The following is a 17363-nucleotide window of genomic DNA, read 5'->3' as shown; positions in this document are numbered from 1 at the left end:
CTACCCGCCGGTAACCGCCACGCAGGGCCTTCGCGGCCCGATGGTCTCGCTACCCTCGGCCCGGTGTCAGCTCCCGACCCCATCATCGTGTACACCGACGGCGCCTGCTCCGGGAATCCCGGCCCGGGCGGATGGGGGTGGGCGGTGGCACCGGACGGCGAGCCACAGGCATCGGGCGGCGAGCGCTCGACCACGAACCAGCGCATGGAGATCTACGCCGCGCTCGATGCCGTCCGCACGCTGACGGCCGGTGGCCGTGCCGTCAAGGTGATCGCCGATTCGACCTACGTCGTCAACTGCTTCCGTGACAAGTGGTGGGTCAAGTGGGAGAAGAACGGCTGGCGGAACGCCAAGCGCGAGCCGGTCGCCAATGCCGATCTCTGGAAGCCGCTGATCGAGCTGGTGAAGGTGAACGACGTGAGCTGGGGCTGGGTGAAGGGTCACAGCGGCGACAGGATGAACGACCTCGTCGACTCCCTCGCCGTCGCCGCCATCCCCCGCTGACCCGCACGGGGCTCGGCCCTCGACCCGTCGCCCGCCGTCGTTCTGCTGGAGCAGGTAGGACCTGCCACGGCCTTTCTGCTCCACCAGACCAGGCGCCATGTGTCTGCTGGAGCAGGTACGACCAACCACGGCCTTTCTGCTCCATCAGACCAGGCGCCATGTGTCTGCTGGAGCAGGTACGACCAACCACGGCCTTTCTGCTCCATCAGAACCCGGGGCCGAGCGTTCGGCGATGCGCTCGTCGCCCACCCTTCGCGAAGGGTGGGGAGTGGCCTACGCTCCCGCCGTGAGCCAGTTGCCACCGATCAAGCGCATCGCGATCTCCACGGGCGGCGGGGACGCCCCGGGCCTCAACGCCGTCATCCGCGCCGCGGTGCTGGCGGGGGACAACCAGGGATGGGAGGTCGTGGGCATCCGCGACGGGTTCAACGGGCTGATGAACCCCGACGGCTACCCGGAGGGAGGCGTGATCCACCTCACGAGGGACTCCGTCCGCGGCATCGTCCCCCTCGGTGGCACCATCCTCGGCACCACGAACCGCGGCAACCCGACCTGCTATCCCGTCCTGCAGCCCGATGGCAGCTACGTCGAGGTGGACCGGACGGAGGAACTGGTCGGGATGTTCGCCGACGCCGGCATCGACGCCCTCGTCACGATCGGCGGCGACGGATCGCTCGCCATCGCCAATCGCCTGCACGAGGCCGGTCTGCGCGTCGTCGGCGTGCCCAAGACCATCGACAACGACCTCGACAAGACCCATCAGACGTTCGGCTTCGACACGGCGGTGTCGTTCGCGTCCGAGTGCATCGACCGGCTCTTCTCCACGGCGACGTCGCACGGCCGCGTGATCGTCGTCGAGGTGATGGGCCGCTACGCCGGCTGGATCGCGCTCGAGGCAGGCGTCGCGTCGAGCGCGCACGCGATCCTCATCCCCGAGATCCCCTTCGACCTGCAACCGGTCGCCGACCTGATCGCCGAGCGCGACAAGCGCGGCGCCAAGTTCTCCATCGTGGTGGTCGCCGAAGGCGCGACGCCCGTCGGCGGCACGGTGTCGGTGCTGGGCAGAGCGGTCGGCCAGGCCGAGAAGCTCGGCGGGATCGGCGCCCAGGTGGCCGCGGGGCTCGAGGAGTTGACCGGCAAGGAGGCCCGCACGGTGGTGCTCGGCCACCTGCTCCGTGGCGGTTCGCCCACGTCGTTCGATCGCCTCCTCGGGCTGCGGTTCGGCGCGGCGGCGATTCGCGGCCTGGTCGCCGGCTACGACGGCGTGATGGTGTCGCTCAACCCGCCGACGGTCGACTACGTGCCGCTCGCCGAGGCGACGAGCCGGATGAAGTCGGTGCCGCTCGACTGCGACACGGTCCTGACAGCCCGCGAGATCGGCATCAACTTCGGCGATCGACCGCCGGCCTGACCCGATTCGACACCGTCGTTCTGCTGGAGCAAGTAGCCCGTCGTCGGGGTTTCTCGCGCCAGCAGAACGGAGGCGCGTGTTCTGGTGGAGCAGGTAGGCGCTCGTCGGGGCTTTTCGCGCCAGCAGAACGGAAGCGGTCGGGAGATCGCCGGTTCAGACGAGGCGGCGTTCGTTGGCCCAGGCGGTGAGCTCGTGGCGGCTCGACAGCTGCAGCTTGCGCAGCACGGCCGACACGTGGGTCTCGATCGTCTTCACCGACAGGCACAGCCGGCTGGCGACCTCCTTGTACGCGTAGCCGCGGGCGATCAACCGCATCACCTCGCGCTCGCGGGAGGTGAGCCGGTCGAGGTCGGGATCGGACGGCGCCGGGGTGTCGTTGGCGAAGGCATCGAGCACGAAGCCGGCGAGACGTGGTGAGAACACGGCATCGCCACCGTGCACCCGCACGATCGCGTCGTACAGGTCGTCGGCGGCGATGGTCTTGGTGACGTACCCGCGGGCGCCGGCGCGGACCACGCCGATCACGTCGTCGGCGGCATCGGAGACCGACAGCGCCAGGAACCGCGTCGCCAGCTTGTCGCCGGCGACGCCCTCGATCACGGAGCGCCCGCCGCCGCCGGGGAGGTGGACATCGAGCAGCGCGACATCGGGCCGCGTGCGGCGGATCACGTCGACGGCGTCCTCGACCGACGCCGCCTCGCCGACGATCGTGAGTCCCGGTCGCCCGCGCTGATCGACGCGGTCGAGCTCGGCGCGCACGCCGGCGCGCACCAGGGCGTGATCGTCGACGAGCACCAGCGCGATCGCGTCGTCGCGGGTCGCCGCGTCCGGCTGGCCAGACGGCGTGTTGGTCATCGGGAACCCTCCTCCACGCGCACGGTACGCCGACGCGGCAACCGCAGCTCCACTTCGGTGCCGTCGCCCGGCCGGCTGGTCACGGTGGCCCGGCCCCCGGCGCGCTCGACGCGGCCGATGATCGAGTCGGCGAGGCCGTGGCGGTCGTCGGCGATCGCCGTCGGGTCGAATCCGCGACCGGTGTCCCGCACGAACGCCACCAGTTCGTTCTCGTCGGCTTCGGCATACACGTCGACGTGACCGGCCCCGGAGTGCCGGGCGGCGTTGGTCGCCGCCTCACGCACTGCGCCGACGAGGGCGCGGGCCGTGTCGTCGAGCGGGGCGTCGCCGACGGTGACGACCTCGATGCGCGTCTCGTGGTCCACCTCGATCGTCGCCGCGGCGGCTTCGACGGCGGCCATGAGACTCGTCGGCTCGCCGATCGGCCGGGCGCCGTACAGCCACGAGCGCAGCTCACGTTCTTGGCGCCGGGCGAGACCGACCATGCGTCGCGGATCGTCGGAGCGCTGGATCAGCACCAGCGATTGCAGCACCGAGTCGTGGAGGTGGGCGGCGAGTGCGGCCCGCTCCTCCTCACGGATCCGCATCGTTCGTTCGGCGTCGAGGTTGCCGAGGAGCCGGGCGATGGCCGGCGCGGCGATGACGGCGAACCCGCCGAGGGCGATGGCGATCGCCGTCACCGATCGTCCGACCTCGGCCAGGCCACCGGTTCGATCGGCGAGCGTGGCCACGCCGGCGACGGCGAGGATGGCGCCGAGGGCGATCCGCAGCCACGGCGCCATCGCTCGGACGCTGAGGCGTCCGGCGACCGCCGGGCGGGGGAGCCAGATGAGCACGACCGCGGCGGCGACGATTGCCGACGGGACGACGATCTCGTTGCCCGGCCACAGGTCGGTCTCGCGCGCGCCGACGAGGATCGCCGCGGTGGCGGCGACGACGGCCAGGTTGCGGCGGCGATCGGAGGCAGCCGTCGTGTCGGCTGGTCCCGCCGCCTCGCCCGGCTCCCGGCGACGGAGCACGGCGAACCCGATCGCGTAGAGCACCACACCGATGCCGCCGGTGAGGGCGAGGAGTCCCGTCGCCGCCCGCAGCAGCGTCGGGTCGACGCGCCAGCGCTGGGCGAACGAGCCGCACACGCCGAACAAGAGGTGGTTGGGACTGCGGACCGCGCCATCGCGGGACAGGTCGTCCGATGCATCGCCGGGGGTGCGCGCCGGCGCGGTCGTGGTCACCCGGCCATCGTCGCGCACCACACCGGCGCGGGGTATCGGGGCCTCCCCTGAGCGCGACCAGGGTGATTCAGGGGGATCACCGATGGCCCGGTGACGAGCGCGTCCGTACCGTTGCTGTCATGGAGACCGTCCCCCCGCCTCCGCCGTTCGAGCCACCCGCCCGGGCCGGCGAGCCTTCGGTCGGCGGCCGTCGTCGCCCGTGGGACGACGGTGCCGTGATCGGCGGGGTCGGCCGGGACCTCGGTGCCCGCCTGGGAACCGACCCCGTGTGGGTTCGTCTGGCGTTCGTCTTTCTCACCCTGTTCAGCGGCTTCGGTGTGGTCCTCTACGCCGGGCTGTGGTGCGTGCTCCGTGGCCTGCGGCGCGGCGGGGTCACCACGTTCTGGGGGGTCGTCGGTCTGTTCATCTGCGTGGTCGGCTCGCTGTCGCTCCTCGGCACGGGGACCACCGAGTACCTCGGTGGGCCGTGGTCGCTCGTGTTCGCCCTGAGCGGCGTGGCGGTCGCGCTGTGGGTGCCGCGCCAGGCGTCACCGGCCGCGGCCGCGTGGCGCCCACCCGACGCCAGCGCTCGGGCGGGCGGAACCGCGGCGCCGGCGCCGAGGGTGGTCGGCGGGCTCGCGGTTCCGACGCCATCAGACGGTGGACTGCCGGTCGTGACACCACGACCGGTGTCGTGGCTCGGCCGGTGGACCCTCGCCATGGCCCTGGTGACGATGCTCTCCGGCATGGTGATCGACGAGCTCAACGACGGTCGCCTCCATCCCGAGCAATGGCTCGGCGCGGCGGCCATCGTGTGCGGCCTCGGCGTCGTGGTGAGCGCCTGGCGCGGGTTCGCGCTGTGGCTCGTGGTGCCCGCTCTCGGCTTCGCTGGGGCCGGATTCCTCGCCGGCCATGCTGCCCGCGTCGGGCTCGAGGAGTTCACCGTCGGGGCGCAGGAGTACACGGTCTGGGCCGACGGCAGCACCGATCTGCCGAGGTACGAGGCGAACACCGACGTCCTCGCCGGCAGGATCGAGCTCTGGATCGACGGGGTGGTCGCCGGCGACGTTCCGGCCCCCGACCTCCGGGTGGCGATCGGGTCGGTCGAGATCTGGGCTGACGACACGCTCGCCGTCGACGTGGTCGGCCGGGTGCGTTCGGGCACGGTGCGCGGGCCCGCCGGCCGCGAACTCGAGTCGGACGGCGAATGGCACACCTACCGCCTCGGGCCCGATGGCCCGGCCGATCTGGTCGTCCGGGTCGACATGAGCCTCGGCGAGCTCCGGCTCCACACGATCTCGGGGCTCGACATGTCGCTGCCGCGGCCGCCGCAGCTGGTCACGGTCCCGCTCGTCCCCGTCGAACCCCCACGAGTCACGGCGCCGGCCGCCAACGTCGGGGTCGACATCGGCGGCGGCCTCACGATGACCACCGACGGCACGGTCATCTTCCCGAACCCCGCTGGGGATCCGAGCGAGCAGGTGTGGCTGACTCCGGACGGCCAACTGGGCGGTCCGTTCGGTGACATGGCCGGCCCCAACGGGGTGACGAGCGTGTACGTCACCGACGGCAGCGGGTACCTGGTGCTGCCCAACCAGGCGATCGTCACGCCGGACGGCGCCGTGATCGACGTCGCCGCCGTCCGGTCCGAATGGGCGGCGCACGAAAATTCGCCGGAACCTGAAACAAATCGGCCCGTCGCGACATCTGAGTCAGTGGACGACGATGCCCCGAGCGTCACCACGGTCGCTGTCCCGAACGCCACGACGCCCACGACGGCCCCCACGACGACCCGGAACGAACAGGACTGAATCATGCCCCCACATCGCTTCAACCCGCTCAGTGCGCTCGTTGGCGTCGTCATCGTCGCCGTGGGCGCGGCGGTCGCCGTGTTCGGCTTCGATCGCATCGACGACGACCCGATGCTGTGGGCGGCGGCCGGTGCCGTCTTCGTCGCCCTGATCCTCGTGGCGATCCCCGCCCGGTCGACCCGCGGGACGGAGTCCCGTTCGCTGAGCACCCAGGCCGACCGGACCCCGTAGCGGCTCCGGCTGCCTCGAGTCGGGGGATGGGCACGTTCGTGTGCCGCTCCGGTCGCGACTTCGGGCGCTCCTGTCGCTTTCGTGGGTTCTGAACGGTGGAAGTGCCTACGGGGTGGGCCTCTGGAGCGCGCTGGGTCGGCACTTCGGCGGGGCCGTCGCGCCTCTCTCGTCTTCTGCTGGCCGCAGGTTGGGCCGTGTCGCCGGTGACGGCTGCTGCTCCGACGGTGAGGCGATCGACATCAGTGGCCGGGCGGACGCTGGACACCGTCGAGAATCTGGGGCTCGATCGTGCCATTCGGTGATCGGGGGCGGGATCGTGACGAAAACCGTCACGATCCAGCCCTCGAAACGTCCCTACGAGCGGCACTCCAGCCTCAGGGCAGACCATCGTGCCGAAGCAAGCGATCACACCTGTACCGCTCTGGTCGCGTTTTCGCGACCAGAGCCGCCTGAGAATTCGGATTCCGGGTCAGGTTGGAATGGCCTGGGAGAGGTCGGCGATCAGTTCGTCGGTGTCCTCGAGGCCGACGGAGACCCGCAACAGTCCGTCGGTGATCCCGATCGCTGCCTGGTCGTCGGGGCCGAGGCTGACGTGCGTGCTCGTGGCCGAGTGGCACACGAGCGTCTCGGGGCCGCCGAGCGACGTGGCCGGCCTGGCGATGCGCAACCCGTCGAGCATCATGCGGGCGGCGTCGACGCCACCGGCCAGATCGACGGCGAGCAGCGTGGGCATCATCGACAGCTGCGCGATGGCGAGATCGTGCTGGGGGTGGTCGGCCAGGCCGGGATGATGCACGGCGGCCACGCCGGGGTGGCCGCGCAAGGCGGTGGCGATGACGAGGGCCGACGCCGACTGGGCCCGCTGACGCACGGCGAGGGTGCGGATGCCGCGCAGCCCGTTGAGCGCGTCGAACGGCGACGCCGATGCGCCGTGCAGCACGGCGTACGCCCAGATCGATCCGATCAGGTCACGCTCGCCGGCAACCACGCCCAGGGTGGCGTCGTTGTGGCCGCAGATGCCCTTCGTCGCCGAGTGCACCACGAGATCCACGCCGAACTTCGCCGGCTGCTGACCGAGCGGCGTGGCGAGCGTGGAGTCGATCATCGTGAACGGACCGGCCACCGAGCCGAGGTCGGCGAGGTCGACGAGGTCGAGTCGCGGATTCGACGGCGATTCGGCGATCACCAGCATCGTCTTGCCGGGCCGCACGGCCTCGGCGAACGCCCCGGGCCGGGTGCCGTCGACCCAGGTGACGTCGATGCCGAGGCGCCGGCACGGACCTTCGAGGAACGCACTGGTGCCTGCGTACATCTGTCGCTGGGCGACGATGTGGTCGCCCGCCGAGCACAGGGCGAAGACCGTCGAGGCGATCGCACCCATGCCCGAAGCGAAGGCGAGGGCGTCCTCGGTCCCCTCGAGGTCGGCCACCGCCTCCTCGAACGCCCGCACAGTCGGGTTGCTGTAGCGGCTGTAGAAGGCGTCGGCCCGCAGACCGGTGGCCCGCTTACGGATGTCGTCGAGCCCGGTGCCCTGCCACGTGCTGGTCGCCCACAACGGCGGGGTGAGGCTCGTGCCCTGATGTGAGCGGCCGGCCGTGACGGCCCTGGTGTCGGGGGAACGCTCGTCGCTCACCCGCGCGAGGCTATCCAACCCGCTGTGCGCGGATCCCTGTCGTTGTCGCCCGTACGGACCGCAGATGCCTGGGACGCGCAACGGCCGAGGACGCCCGCCGGAGCGGACGACCTCGGCCGTCGAAGGGGGAGCGTCAGTGGTCGATCGCCGCTGCGCTGCTCACGGATGATCGTTGACGTTGTTGGGGTTCGTCCCGGCGTCGACCTCGGCCTTGTCGCTGAAGCCGTCGTTGTCCGAGTCGATGTTCTTCGGATCGGTCGAGTGCATGTTGAACTCCTGGCCGTCGGTGAGGCCGTCACCGTCGGTGTCGGCGTTCACCGCGTTGGTCAGCAGGTCGTGGGCCTCGAGGTAGTCGTCGAGCCCGTCTCCGTCGGTGTCGGCCTTGGTCGGGTCGGTGCCGGTGATGCGGACCTCGTGACCGTCCCAGAACCCGTCACCGTCGGTGTCGATGTTGTTCGGGTCGGTACCCAGCGCGGCTTCCTCGCTGGCCGTCAGGTCGTCGCCGTCGGCGTCGCTGTTGTCGACCGTGGTGGGCGGCGCCGGTGACGTCGTCGTGGGAGTGCCGGGCGTCGTGCCAGGCGCGGTGCCGCTGCCGTTGCCCGGGCTGTCGCCCGCGGGCACGGACGTCGGCGCGGCGGTCGGGTCGACGAGTCGACCGACGACGGCGACGAGCACTTCGGCGCTGCCGGGCCCGGCGTTCGCCAGGGTCACGGCACCATCGGTGACGGTGGTCTGACCACCGTCGAGCGTGGCGCCGGAGGCATCGATGACGCTGCCGTTCATGACGATCACGAAGGCGGACACGGCATCGGCCTCGGCGTCGAGCCGGAACTCCTCGCCGGCGGCGAGCACGTCGTGCACCAGGTCGACGTCGCGGGTTCCGGCGCCGGGCGTGAACGAATGCTCGCCGGCACCGGCGTCGATGCCGATGTCGCTCAGGCGGGTGGTGGCGCCGTCCAGCGCCACGGCCGCCACCTGCGCGGCACCGCCGACGAAGCCGGCCTCACTGTCGCCGACCAGCCAGCGCGGCGAGCCGTCGACGGACACCAGGGCGGCACCACCGTCGGAGAACAGGAACGTCGGGGAGTCGACGACGACGGAGGCCGGCTCGGCGGCGACGTCGACACCGCCGAACGCCCAGTGGTGCTCACCGTCGGTGAAGGTGACGAGACCCTGGGCGATGACGTCGGCGTGATCGCTGACGGTGGGCGCCGGATCGGCGGGGGTGGACGCGGCCACGAGCGGGGCGCCGATCGAGACACCGACGATGCCGGCACCGGCGATCGTCGTCATCTGGGCGGCACGACGCAGGTGAGGGCTGCGTCGCGGGCGTCGGTTGCTGGCACGGAGACGGATTCGGTTGGACATGGAACTTCCTTGAAGATCGACCGTCGTTCACGACGGTTCGGCAATGAGGTCCGCGTCGGGCCCGGGGGGAACCCGCACCACCAGTTCCGATCCGACGGTGATCTCCGCCGGAGGTGGCGACAACCGCAACCGACGGCGAACGATCCGGGGATCGACACCGGGCTGCTGGAGGTCGACATCGACCTCGCACCAGACACCGGACTGGTTGTGACTCACGCGGTGCACGGCCACGAGAACTGCTCGGGCGAGCGGCTCGTCGTCGTGCGAGGTGGTCTGCATGTCGACGATCCTGAGGCTCGACGACCCGTCGGTCATCGGTAGCCGCTACTCAACTCGGGGTGCGCCGGCGGGGTAAGGCGTGATGGTCGGCGGCGCCCGCTCCGCCGCGGCGGCACGCAAATTGAGTACCGCGTACCCAACCATGTGTCACCATCTGGGACGGATGTCCGATCGACGACACGGCCTGACCCGGACACCGGCCGACGACGCGGCGCGACGTCTGGTGGGGCGCGACGCGCTGCTCGAGGAATTCGGTGACCTGATCACCGGGGCCTCGACGTCCGCCGAACGGGGCGTCGTGTTCCACGGACCCCCCGGCGTCGGCAAGACACGACTCGCCGAGGAGTTGGTGGCGCTCGCCGCCGCGGCAGGCTGCTGGACCGCCTTCGTCCGGTCGCGGCCGAACTCGATCGACCTGCCGCTCGGCGTGTTCGCGCCGATCTTCCCGGAGGGTATGGACGCGGCATCGAACGTCGCTCTGCTCGTTCGGGCCCGTGCCGAACTGCTCGCCGCCGCGGCGGGACGACCGATCGTGCTCGGGGTGGACGACGTGCACCTGCTCGACGCCACGTCCGCCGTGTTCCTCGAACAGCTCGTCTCCGGCGGGATCGCCACGGTGGTGCTCACGTTCCGGAGCAACGAGTGGGTGCCCCACGCCATCGGTGACCTGTGGCATCGGGGCGACCTGCGTCTCGTTCCCGTCGACAGCCTCGACCGATCGGCGACCGTGGCGATGGCCGAGGGCCTGCTCGGCGCCGAGCTCGATCCCGACGCCGCCGAGCTGGTCTGGCGTCTGACTGGAGGGAACCCGCTGTTCGTGCGGGCGGTCGTGTTGGAGTCAGGGCCGGCGGCGCCGACCCGCGAGGCCCTCGAGGCGGTCCTCGGCACGTCACCGTCGCTCTCCGACTTCGTGGCCACGCGCCTGGTCGGTCTCGACGATGCCCACCGTGACGCCCTGCGGGTCGTCGCTCTGGGCGAGCCGCTCGGGCTGTCGACGGTGGAGGCGCTCGTGCCCGACGACGTGCTGGCATCGCTCGAGGCCCACGGATACCTGGAGCACGGACCGGATGGCGACGTCCGGCTGGCCCATCCGCTCTTCGGTGAGGTCCTGCGGCGGAGCACGTCACGGCTTGCCGCCCGGGCGGTGTACCGCCGCCTCGCGGCCGCCGCGATCGATCGGGGCGTCGGCCCGGCCGACGTGGTCCGCGTCGCCGCGTGGGTGGTGGATGGCGGGAGCGAGGCATCGCCTCGCCTGCTCGTCGACGCCGCCCAGCGGGCGATGCATTCGTGGGACGTGTCGCTCAGCGAGCGGCTGGCCCGCAAGGTGTGGGAGGAACACGGCGACATCGAGGCAGGCGTGGTCCTCGCCAACGTGCTCGACGACTCGGGCGACGGAGATGAGGTGTCGGACCTGCTCGCCGAACTCGAGCGACGGACGGTCGACCGACCGGAACGACTGATGGTCGTCGCGTTGCAGTTCCGCAACGCCTTCTGGAAGCAAGGCGATCTCGACGGTGCCCGCGCCGCCCTCGAGGCCGGCGAGGCGGCCGTGGCCGACGGTCAGCCGGCAGGGGAGGTGCGCGCGTGGTGGTCGTCCTTCCACGCGCTGCGCGCCGAGTTCGACCGCTGCCGCGAGATCGTCGACGAGCTGCTCGCCGGGCCCACCGGGCGATCGACGATGCTCGCCGCGTTCGCCGGGGCCTTCGCCGAGGCCGGCGCCGGGAACCCCGAGCGCGTCATGGCTCACGTCGACCGGCTGGAGGCCGAGCTGAATGCCGTCGGCGACCAGGTCGCCCTGTTCTCGAGCGAGATCCCGCCGGTGCTCCGCATCCCGGCCCTGCTCCAGCTGGGTCGGGTCGCCGACGCCGTCTCCGCCGGCGAGACCGCCCTGGCGACGGCGCGATCGGGTGGCGCACCGTTCCCGATCGGGCAGTGCGAGTACACACTGGCGCGGGCGCTCGTGTGGTCGGGCCGGCCGCGCGCCGCCGCGGAACACGCACGGCACGCCCCTGCCATCTACCGCTCGACCGGACACCGGACGCTCGAGCGCCTCGCGCTCACCAACCTCGCCTTCGCCGCTGCGGCGTCCGGCGACGTAGCCCTCGCCGAGGCGTCGCTGGCCCGCATCGGCGAGCTCGAGCCCCACACCATCGTGCTGTTCGACGGGCTCATCTGGCTGGCCCGCGGTGACCTCGCCGTCGCCCAGCACCAGCCGGCGCACGCCGTCGAGCACTATGGCTGCGGCGCCGACTGGGCCCGGGCCACGGGCATCCCCTTCGACGAGGCCGCGCTGCTGCACCGCCAGGTCGCCCTCGGCCGGGCGGGTGCGGTGGCCGACCGTCTCGCCGAACTCGCCGACGGCCGTCGCGGAATGTACGGCCTGCTCGCCGACCACGCTCGCGGTGTCCGCGACGGCGATACCGACCTGCTCGGCCGCACGGCCGAGGCGTTCAACGCGGCGGGCGCCCACGGGTTGGCTGTCCGCGCCGCGTCGGACACGTCCGAGGCAGCCGCTCGTTCTGGTGACCGGCGTGCCGCGACGAGATGGGCGACACGCGTCTACGACTGGGCGGCATCGGCCGAGAACACCGTGGTGGCCACGCCGTCGGCCGTGGCGATCGTGCCGCTCAGCCGCCGCGAACGAGAGGTCGCCGAGATGGCGGCGGCCGGTCTCTCCAGCCCCGACATCGCCGAGCGGCTGTTCCTCTCGAGTCGCACGGTCGAGAACCACCTGGCCCGGGCGTTCACCAAGCTCGGTGTGCGCAACCGATCAGATCTGGGCGCCGCGCTCGGTCTCTGACCCGTTCCGGCGCCGTCGGTCACACCGGTCCGGTTCCCCTGCCCGAGTTCGATTCGCCTAACGTCCAGCCCCGATATGGACATCACAGGTGCAAGCGCAATCGTCACAGGTGGAGCGTCGGGAATCGGTGCCGCCTCGGCCCGCCTCCTCGCCCAGCGGGGAGCGAAGGTCGTCGTCGCCGACCTCCAGGAGGAAGCCGGCAAGGCGTTGGCCGACGAGATCGGTGGCGCCTTCGCCAAGGTGGACGTGACCAACACGGACGACATCATCAACGCCGTCGAGATGGCCAAGTCGATGGGCCCGCTCCGGGTGCTCGTGAACTCGGCCGGTATCGGGTGGGCCCAGCGCACCGTCGGCAAGGACGGTTCGTACGACTCGGCCGCCAACCTCGACGCCTTCAAGAAGGTCATCGCCATCAACCTGATCGGCAGCTTCGACGCCATCCGTCTGGCCGCCACGGCGATGAGCACCACCGAGCCCCTCGAATACGGTGAGCGTGGCGCGATCGTCAACATCGCTTCGGTCGCCGCGTTCGACGGCCAGATCGGCCAGGCGAGCTACTCGGCGTCGAAGGGCGGCATCGTCGGCATGACCCTGCCGGTCGCCCGTGACCTCGCCGCCGTCGGCGTGCGGGTCAACACCGTCGCCCCCGGCCTGATCGACACCCCGATCTACGGCCAGGGCGAGGCGTCGGAGGCGTTCAAGGCCAACCTGCAGAAGGGTGTGCTGTTCCCGCAGCGTCTCGGCGCCCCTGAAGAGCTGGCGTCGGTCGTCATCGAGTGCGTGACCAACTCCTACCTCAACGCCGAGACCATCCGCGTCGACGGCGGCATCCGGATGCCACCGAAGTAGGAGATCAGCTGAGCGTTACGGTTGGTGCCGGGCACCAACCGTAACGGTGGGTCCGCGGCTCAGGTGGTGTAGTCGGCGTTGATGCGGACGTAGCCGTCGGTCAGGTCGCAACCCCACACGGTGCAGCGCTCGTCGCCGGTGCCGAGGCTCACGTGGATGCGCACCTCGTCGGCGCGGAGGTAGTCGGACAGGGCGGCCAGGCCGTCGTCGCCGACCCGGGTGGGGTACACCTCCTGGTCGCCGAAGCGGATCACCACGCGGTGGGGATCGATGTCGGTGTCGTCGGGGCCGTCGCACTTGCCGATCGCCATCGCCACGCGTCCCCAGTTCGGGTCGGCACCATGCACGGCGGTCTTCACCAGTGGCGAGTTGACGATGGCCTTGGCGACCCGCTTCGCCTGGGCGCGATCGCGCGCGCCGTCGACCTCGACCTCGATGAGCGTCTCGGCGCCCTCACCGTCGGCGGCGATCTGGCGGGTGAGCGACAGGGCGACGCTGTGGATGGCCGCTTCGAGCGCGTCGAGCGGCACCGGACCGGCTGCGCCGCTGGCCAGCACGACCGCCGTGTCGCTGGTGGATGTGTCGGTGTCGATGCTCACGCAGTTGAACGTCGAGTCCACCACCCGGCGGAAGCCCTCGTCGAGCTTGGCCGCGTGGACCTCGGCGTCGGTGAACAGGACGGCGATCATCGTCGCCATGTTGGGCTCGATCATCCCGACGCCCTTGGCGATGCCGACGACACGCGCCGCGCTGCCCTCGACGACAGCCTGGGCGATCTTCGGCACGGTGTCGGTGGTCATCATGCCGCGGGCCGGACCGTCGGCGTCGCGGCCGGGGAGAGCTGCCGGCATCTCGGCGATGCCGGCCAGCACGGTGTCGATTGGGTAGGGGCGGCCGATGACCCCGGTGGACGCGAGCAGCACGTCGCCGGGCTCGCACCCGATCCGCTTGGCGACGGCGGCGACGACCGCCTCGGCGTGGGTGTCGCCGACCTCGCCGTTGGCGACGTTGGCGTTCTTCGAGATGACGACCATCGCCCTGGCGGCGCCGTCGGCGAGGTGGCGCCGGCTGAGCGTGACCGACGGGCCGGCGAACCGGCTCAGCGTGAACACGCCGGCCGCCGCGGCCGGACGATCGGCGGCCACCACGACGAAGTCGTCGGTGGTGTCCTTGACGCCGATGTTGGCGACGTAGCTGGAGAACCCGGTGGGCAGCGGCGTGGTCATGGGACGGGCCGGGTGGAGACGATCGTCACGAGGTGACAGCGTTGCCGCTGTCGTCGGCGCTCTGCAATCCCGATGCGATCGCGCTGAAGATCCGTGTGAAGGCGTCGACGTCGCCGGGGGCGAGGCGGTCGATGATGCGGTGACGGACGCTCGCCAGATGAACGGGATACGCCGCGGCGAGCGCGGTTCGCCCGGAATCGGTGATGACGGCGCGCATCACGCGCCGGTCGGTGTCGGATGGCACACGATCGACGTGCCCGTGCTTCACGAGACCGTCGAGGCGGCGGGTGAGCCCGCTCGGCGACAGCTGGAGGCGGCAGGCCAGGTCGACCATGCGCATCGAGCCGTCGGGCGACTCGGAGAGGAACACGAGGACCTGGTAGTCGCCGAGGGTGAGCCCGGTGGGGGCGAGGTCGGCCTCCAGCGCCGAGTTGAGATCGGTCACCGTTTCGGCGAACGCTCGCCACGCGGCGAGCTCGCTGGTCGAGAGGGGAACGACCGACTGGGCGTTGACGGACGGGAGCGTCATCACAGTCATGCCGCCATCTTAGTCGACGGGTCGCAATAGTTGCGTGGTAAACGATTCACGGGTGGTTGGTCCTGCTCGAGCGCCGGCGAATCGCCGAGCGACTGCCGGACGAGACGGCTCCGGCATCGTGGAGCGCGGTTCGGCCCATGCCGCTCCGCCGGGCGGTCGGCGTGGCGTCAGCCGTGCAGCTCCCAGCGGGCCACGTCGTCGCCGCGGCGGTAGAGCAGGATGCGGCTGCCGCCGGGAGCGTCGTCGGCGAGATCGAACGTCAGCGTGCACGACTGGTCGGCGACCGTGGTGTCGGTACACGCGCCGTCGGCTCCCGACACCGGCGAGAGCGACGCGTCGGCGAGCACGAGACGGAACTCGTCGATGCCGTCGGCGTCGTCGACGCCGCCGAGCGTCACCGAGACCGTCGCCGTGTCGTCCGTCTCGTCGTAGTCGTCGACGACGACGTGGAGATCACCGACCTCGACCGACTCGCCGACGGCGTGGAAGTCGGCCTGCTGATCGTCGTTCGCCAACTGGAGGAGGAACACGGTGCCGGCCACGAGGATGGCCAGCCCGCAGCCGACGGCGAGCAGCAGCAGGGTCCGGGTGCGCACCCCGGCAGGATAGGGACCGCGTCGGGGACCGACCCGGCGTCTGGCCAGGTAGTGCAGCCACCCCTTTGCGGTGCCGCGTTGCGCGCGGCGCTACCGTGAACCCCGCACATTCGAGTCGGCCGAACCCGGTCGGCAACCGAACACGACCGGCCTGCGTGGCCGGGGAACGCACAATCGAGTCGGCCGAACCCGGTCGGCAACCGAACACGACCGGCCTGCGTGGCCGGGGAACGCAATGAAGGGGTGATCCCGACGGCTGAGCAATTCGACCTCGTGGTGATAGGCGGCGGCCCGGGTGGGTATTCGGCCGCCCTCTACGCGGCGTCAGCGGGGATGAAGGTGGCCCTCGTCGAGAAGGACGCGCTTGGCGGGACCTGTCTCAACCGGGGCTGCATTCCGGCGAAGGCGTTCCTCGAGACGGCAGCGGTGCATCGTCACGTGGCCCACGCCGCCGAGTTCGGCATCGAGGCGGGCGCGCCGCCAGAAGCCATCACGGTGAACTTCGCCGTCACCCAGGCGCGCAAGCAGAAGATCGTCGCCGGCCTCGTCGGCGGCATCGCGGCGATGTGCAAGGGCCGCAAGGTGGAGGTGTTCAACGGGACCGGCCGCCTCGGCGCCGGCAGGATCGTCACCGTCTCGCTGAACGACGGGGGCAGCGCCGAGATCACCGCGCCGAGCATCATCCTCGCGGCCGGTTCCGTGCCTCGCCTGATCCCCAACTTCGAGCGTGGCGGCCCGATCATGACCAGCGACGAGGTCCTCGACCTCGACGTCGTGCCCGCCCGCGTCGCGGTCATCGGCGGCGGCGCCATCGGGTGCGAGTTCGCCTCGACGTTCGCCGATCTCGGCGCCCAGGTGACGATTCTCGAGGGTCTGCCGAAGATCCTGCCGGGCCTCGACAACGACGTCGCCAACGTGGTCGTGCGCTCGTTCAAGAAGAAGAAGATCGACATCCGCACCGGCGTCAGCGTCACCGGGCACACGCCGAACGGCCAGGGCGGCACCGTCGTGCAGTTCGGCGACGGCGAGACCCTCGAGGTCGACGCCGTGGTCGTGTCGGTCGGTCGTCGTCCGTACGCCGACGAGCTCGGTCTCGACGGCACCGGAGTGAAGGTGGACGAGCGCGGCTTCGTGGTCGTCGACGAGTTCTGCCGCACTGGCGAGGACGGTGTCTACGCCGTGGGCGACCTCATCAACACGCCGCAGCTGGCTCATGTCGGCTACGCCGAGGCGATCCTCGTCGTCAAGCAGTCGCTCGGCGAGACGGCGCTGCCGGTGCAGTACGACCGTGTGCCCTGGGCGATCTACTGCCATCCCGAGGTGGCGTGGGCCGGACCCGGCGAAGAGGCCGCCAAGGAAGCGGGTTACGACGTCGTGGTGGCGAAGCACCCCTTCAAGTTCAACTCGCGTGCCCAGATCCTCGGCGAGACCGAGGGCCTGGCCAAGATCATCGCCGAGGTCGGTCCCGATGGACGTCCCGGTCGCATCCTCGGGGTCCACATGGTCGGCCCATGGGTGACCGAACAGCTGAGCGGCGGCTATCTGGCCGTCAACTGGGAGGCCACCGTCGACGAGGTCGCCGAGTTCATCCAGCCCCACCCGAGCCTCACCGAGCTCTTCGGCGAGACCGTGCTGTCGCTCACCGGCCGCAACTTCAACGGCTGAGCGGCCTCACCCACACGTCGCACCCGCCCCACGCACCCACCCCACGCATCAAGGAATCGCACATTGGCTGAAGTCACGCTCCCACAGCTCGGTGAGACCGTCACCGAAGGCACGATCACGCAGTGGTTCAAGTCGGTCGGCGACACCGTCGCCGCCGACGAGCCGTTGTTCGAGGTGTCGACCGACAAGGTGGACACCGAGGTCCCGTCGCCGGTCGCCGGCACGTTGACCGAGATCCGCGTTCCCGAGGGCGAGACGGTCGACGTCGGCACCGTGATCGCCGTCGTCGGCGACGCCGGTGCCGCCCCCGCCCCGGCAGCTGCACCGGAGCCCGCCGCCGAGGCGGCCCCTGCGGCCGAGCCGGCTCCCGCCGCACCGGAGCC

Annotated in this window: 16 protein-coding genes; 8 read left to right on the top strand and 8 right to left on the bottom strand. The window is 71.1% G+C overall.

Annotated elements, in window-relative coordinates:
* Positions 1 to 63 precede the first annotated feature (63 nt).
* Both DN771_RS27200 and DN771_RS27195 read left to right on the top strand, forming a co-directional pair.
* On the top strand, positions 64 to 504 hold the full coding sequence (locus tag DN771_RS27200; protein ID WP_227462503.1) for a ribonuclease H family protein: 441 nt from the start codon (positions 64 to 66) through the stop codon (positions 502 to 504).
* Positions 505 to 799: 295 nt separating this feature from the next.
* Complete coding sequence (locus DN771_RS27195) at positions 800 to 1915, top strand: 6-phosphofructokinase (RefSeq protein ID WP_420810945.1); 1116 nt, start codon at positions 800 to 802, stop codon at positions 1913 to 1915.
* 153 nt (positions 1916 to 2068) lie between these two features.
* On the opposite strand, the gene DN771_RS27190 is transcribed toward DN771_RS27195, so the two are convergent.
* Positions 2069 to 2770, bottom strand: coding sequence for a LuxR C-terminal-related transcriptional regulator (locus DN771_RS27190; protein ID WP_117000717.1), 702 nt, complete (start codon positions 2768 to 2770; stop codon positions 2069 to 2071).
* Positions 2767 to 4002: an ATP-binding protein gene (locus DN771_RS29890; RefSeq protein WP_162942474.1), complete on the bottom strand. Its 1236-nt coding sequence runs from the start codon at positions 4000 to 4002 to the stop codon at positions 2767 to 2769. Before DN771_RS29890 ends, DN771_RS27190 begins: the two co-directional genes overlap by 4 nt.
* A 119-nt stretch (positions 4003 to 4121) precedes the next feature.
* Between DN771_RS29890 and DN771_RS27175 the strand changes: the two genes are divergently transcribed.
* Positions 4122 to 5792 carry a PspC domain-containing protein gene (locus tag DN771_RS27175; protein ID WP_162942473.1) on the top strand — a complete coding sequence of 557 codons (1671 nt, stop codon included), beginning with the start codon at positions 4122 to 4124 and terminating at the stop codon, positions 5790 to 5792.
* A 3-nt stretch (positions 5793 to 5795) separates the two neighbouring features.
* Entirely contained in the window at positions 5796 to 6023 is a 228-nt protein-coding gene (locus tag DN771_RS27170) for a hypothetical protein (protein ID WP_117000715.1), read from the top strand.
* A 469-nt stretch (positions 6024 to 6492) separates the two neighbouring features.
* Here the strand turns inward: DN771_RS27170 and DN771_RS27165 are convergent, their stop codons facing one another.
* The 3 genes from DN771_RS27165 to DN771_RS27155 all read right to left on the bottom strand — a co-directional run bounded on the left by DN771_RS27165 (position 6493) and on the right by DN771_RS27155 (position 9303).
* Entirely contained in the window at positions 6493 to 7656 is a 1164-nt protein-coding gene (locus DN771_RS27165) for a trans-sulfuration enzyme family protein (RefSeq protein WP_117000730.1), read from the bottom strand.
* A gap of 159 nt (positions 7657 to 7815) precedes the next feature.
* A complete protein-coding gene (locus DN771_RS27160; RefSeq protein WP_162942472.1) occupies positions 7816 to 9024 on the bottom strand; it encodes a thrombospondin type 3 repeat-containing protein in 1209 nt (402 codons plus the stop codon).
* 27 nt (positions 9025 to 9051) lie between these two features.
* The gene (locus DN771_RS27155; RefSeq protein WP_162942471.1) at positions 9052 to 9303 is read right to left on the bottom strand and encodes a hypothetical protein; all 252 of its coding nucleotides are present in this window, start codon (positions 9301 to 9303) and stop codon (positions 9052 to 9054) included.
* Between the two features lie 163 nt (positions 9304 to 9466).
* On the opposite strand from DN771_RS27155, the gene DN771_RS27150 reads away from it, so the two are divergent.
* On the top strand, positions 9467 to 12103 hold the full coding sequence (locus tag DN771_RS27150; protein ID WP_162942470.1) for a LuxR C-terminal-related transcriptional regulator: 2637 nt from the start codon (positions 9467 to 9469) through the stop codon (positions 12101 to 12103).
* A gap of 75 nt (positions 12104 to 12178) precedes the next feature.
* Positions 12179 to 12955, top strand: a complete 777-nt coding sequence (locus DN771_RS27145; RefSeq protein ID WP_117000711.1) for an SDR family NAD(P)-dependent oxidoreductase — start codon at positions 12179 to 12181, stop codon at positions 12953 to 12955.
* A gap of 59 nt (positions 12956 to 13014) precedes the next feature.
* Here the strand turns inward: DN771_RS27145 and argJ are convergent, their stop codons facing one another.
* From argJ to DN771_RS27130, 3 genes are all read right to left on the bottom strand, one after another.
* Positions 13015 to 14181 (bottom strand): bifunctional glutamate N-acetyltransferase/amino-acid acetyltransferase ArgJ, encoded by a 1167-nt coding sequence (argJ, locus tag DN771_RS27140; protein WP_117000710.1) that lies wholly within the window; start codon positions 14179 to 14181, stop codon positions 13015 to 13017.
* Positions 14182 to 14206: 25 nt separating this feature from the next.
* Complete coding sequence (locus DN771_RS27135; RefSeq protein WP_117000709.1) at positions 14207 to 14719, bottom strand: MarR family winged helix-turn-helix transcriptional regulator; 513 nt, start codon at positions 14717 to 14719, stop codon at positions 14207 to 14209.
* 167 nt (positions 14720 to 14886) lie between these two features.
* Entirely contained in the window at positions 14887 to 15315 is a 429-nt protein-coding gene (locus DN771_RS27130) for a hypothetical protein (RefSeq protein WP_117000708.1), read from the bottom strand.
* Positions 15316 to 15558: 243 nt separating this feature from the next.
* Here DN771_RS27130 and lpdA point away from each other — a divergent pair, with 243 nt between their 5' ends.
* A complete protein-coding gene (gene lpdA / locus DN771_RS27125) occupies positions 15559 to 16980 on the top strand; it encodes a dihydrolipoyl dehydrogenase (protein ID WP_227462501.1) in 1422 nt (473 codons plus the stop codon).
* A 63-nt stretch (positions 16981 to 17043) separates the two neighbouring features.
* A partial coding sequence (locus DN771_RS27120; RefSeq protein WP_321196087.1) for a biotin/lipoyl-containing protein occupies positions 17044 to 17363 on the top strand: 320 nt, incomplete at its 3' end.

Source organism: Desertimonas flava (assembly GCF_003426815.1).
Classification (GTDB): domain Bacteria; phylum Actinomycetota; class Acidimicrobiia; order Acidimicrobiales; family Ilumatobacteraceae; genus Desertimonas; species Desertimonas flava.
The sequence above is the reverse complement of the archived record's forward strand: the minus strand, read 5'-3'. Positions and strand labels throughout refer to the sequence as shown.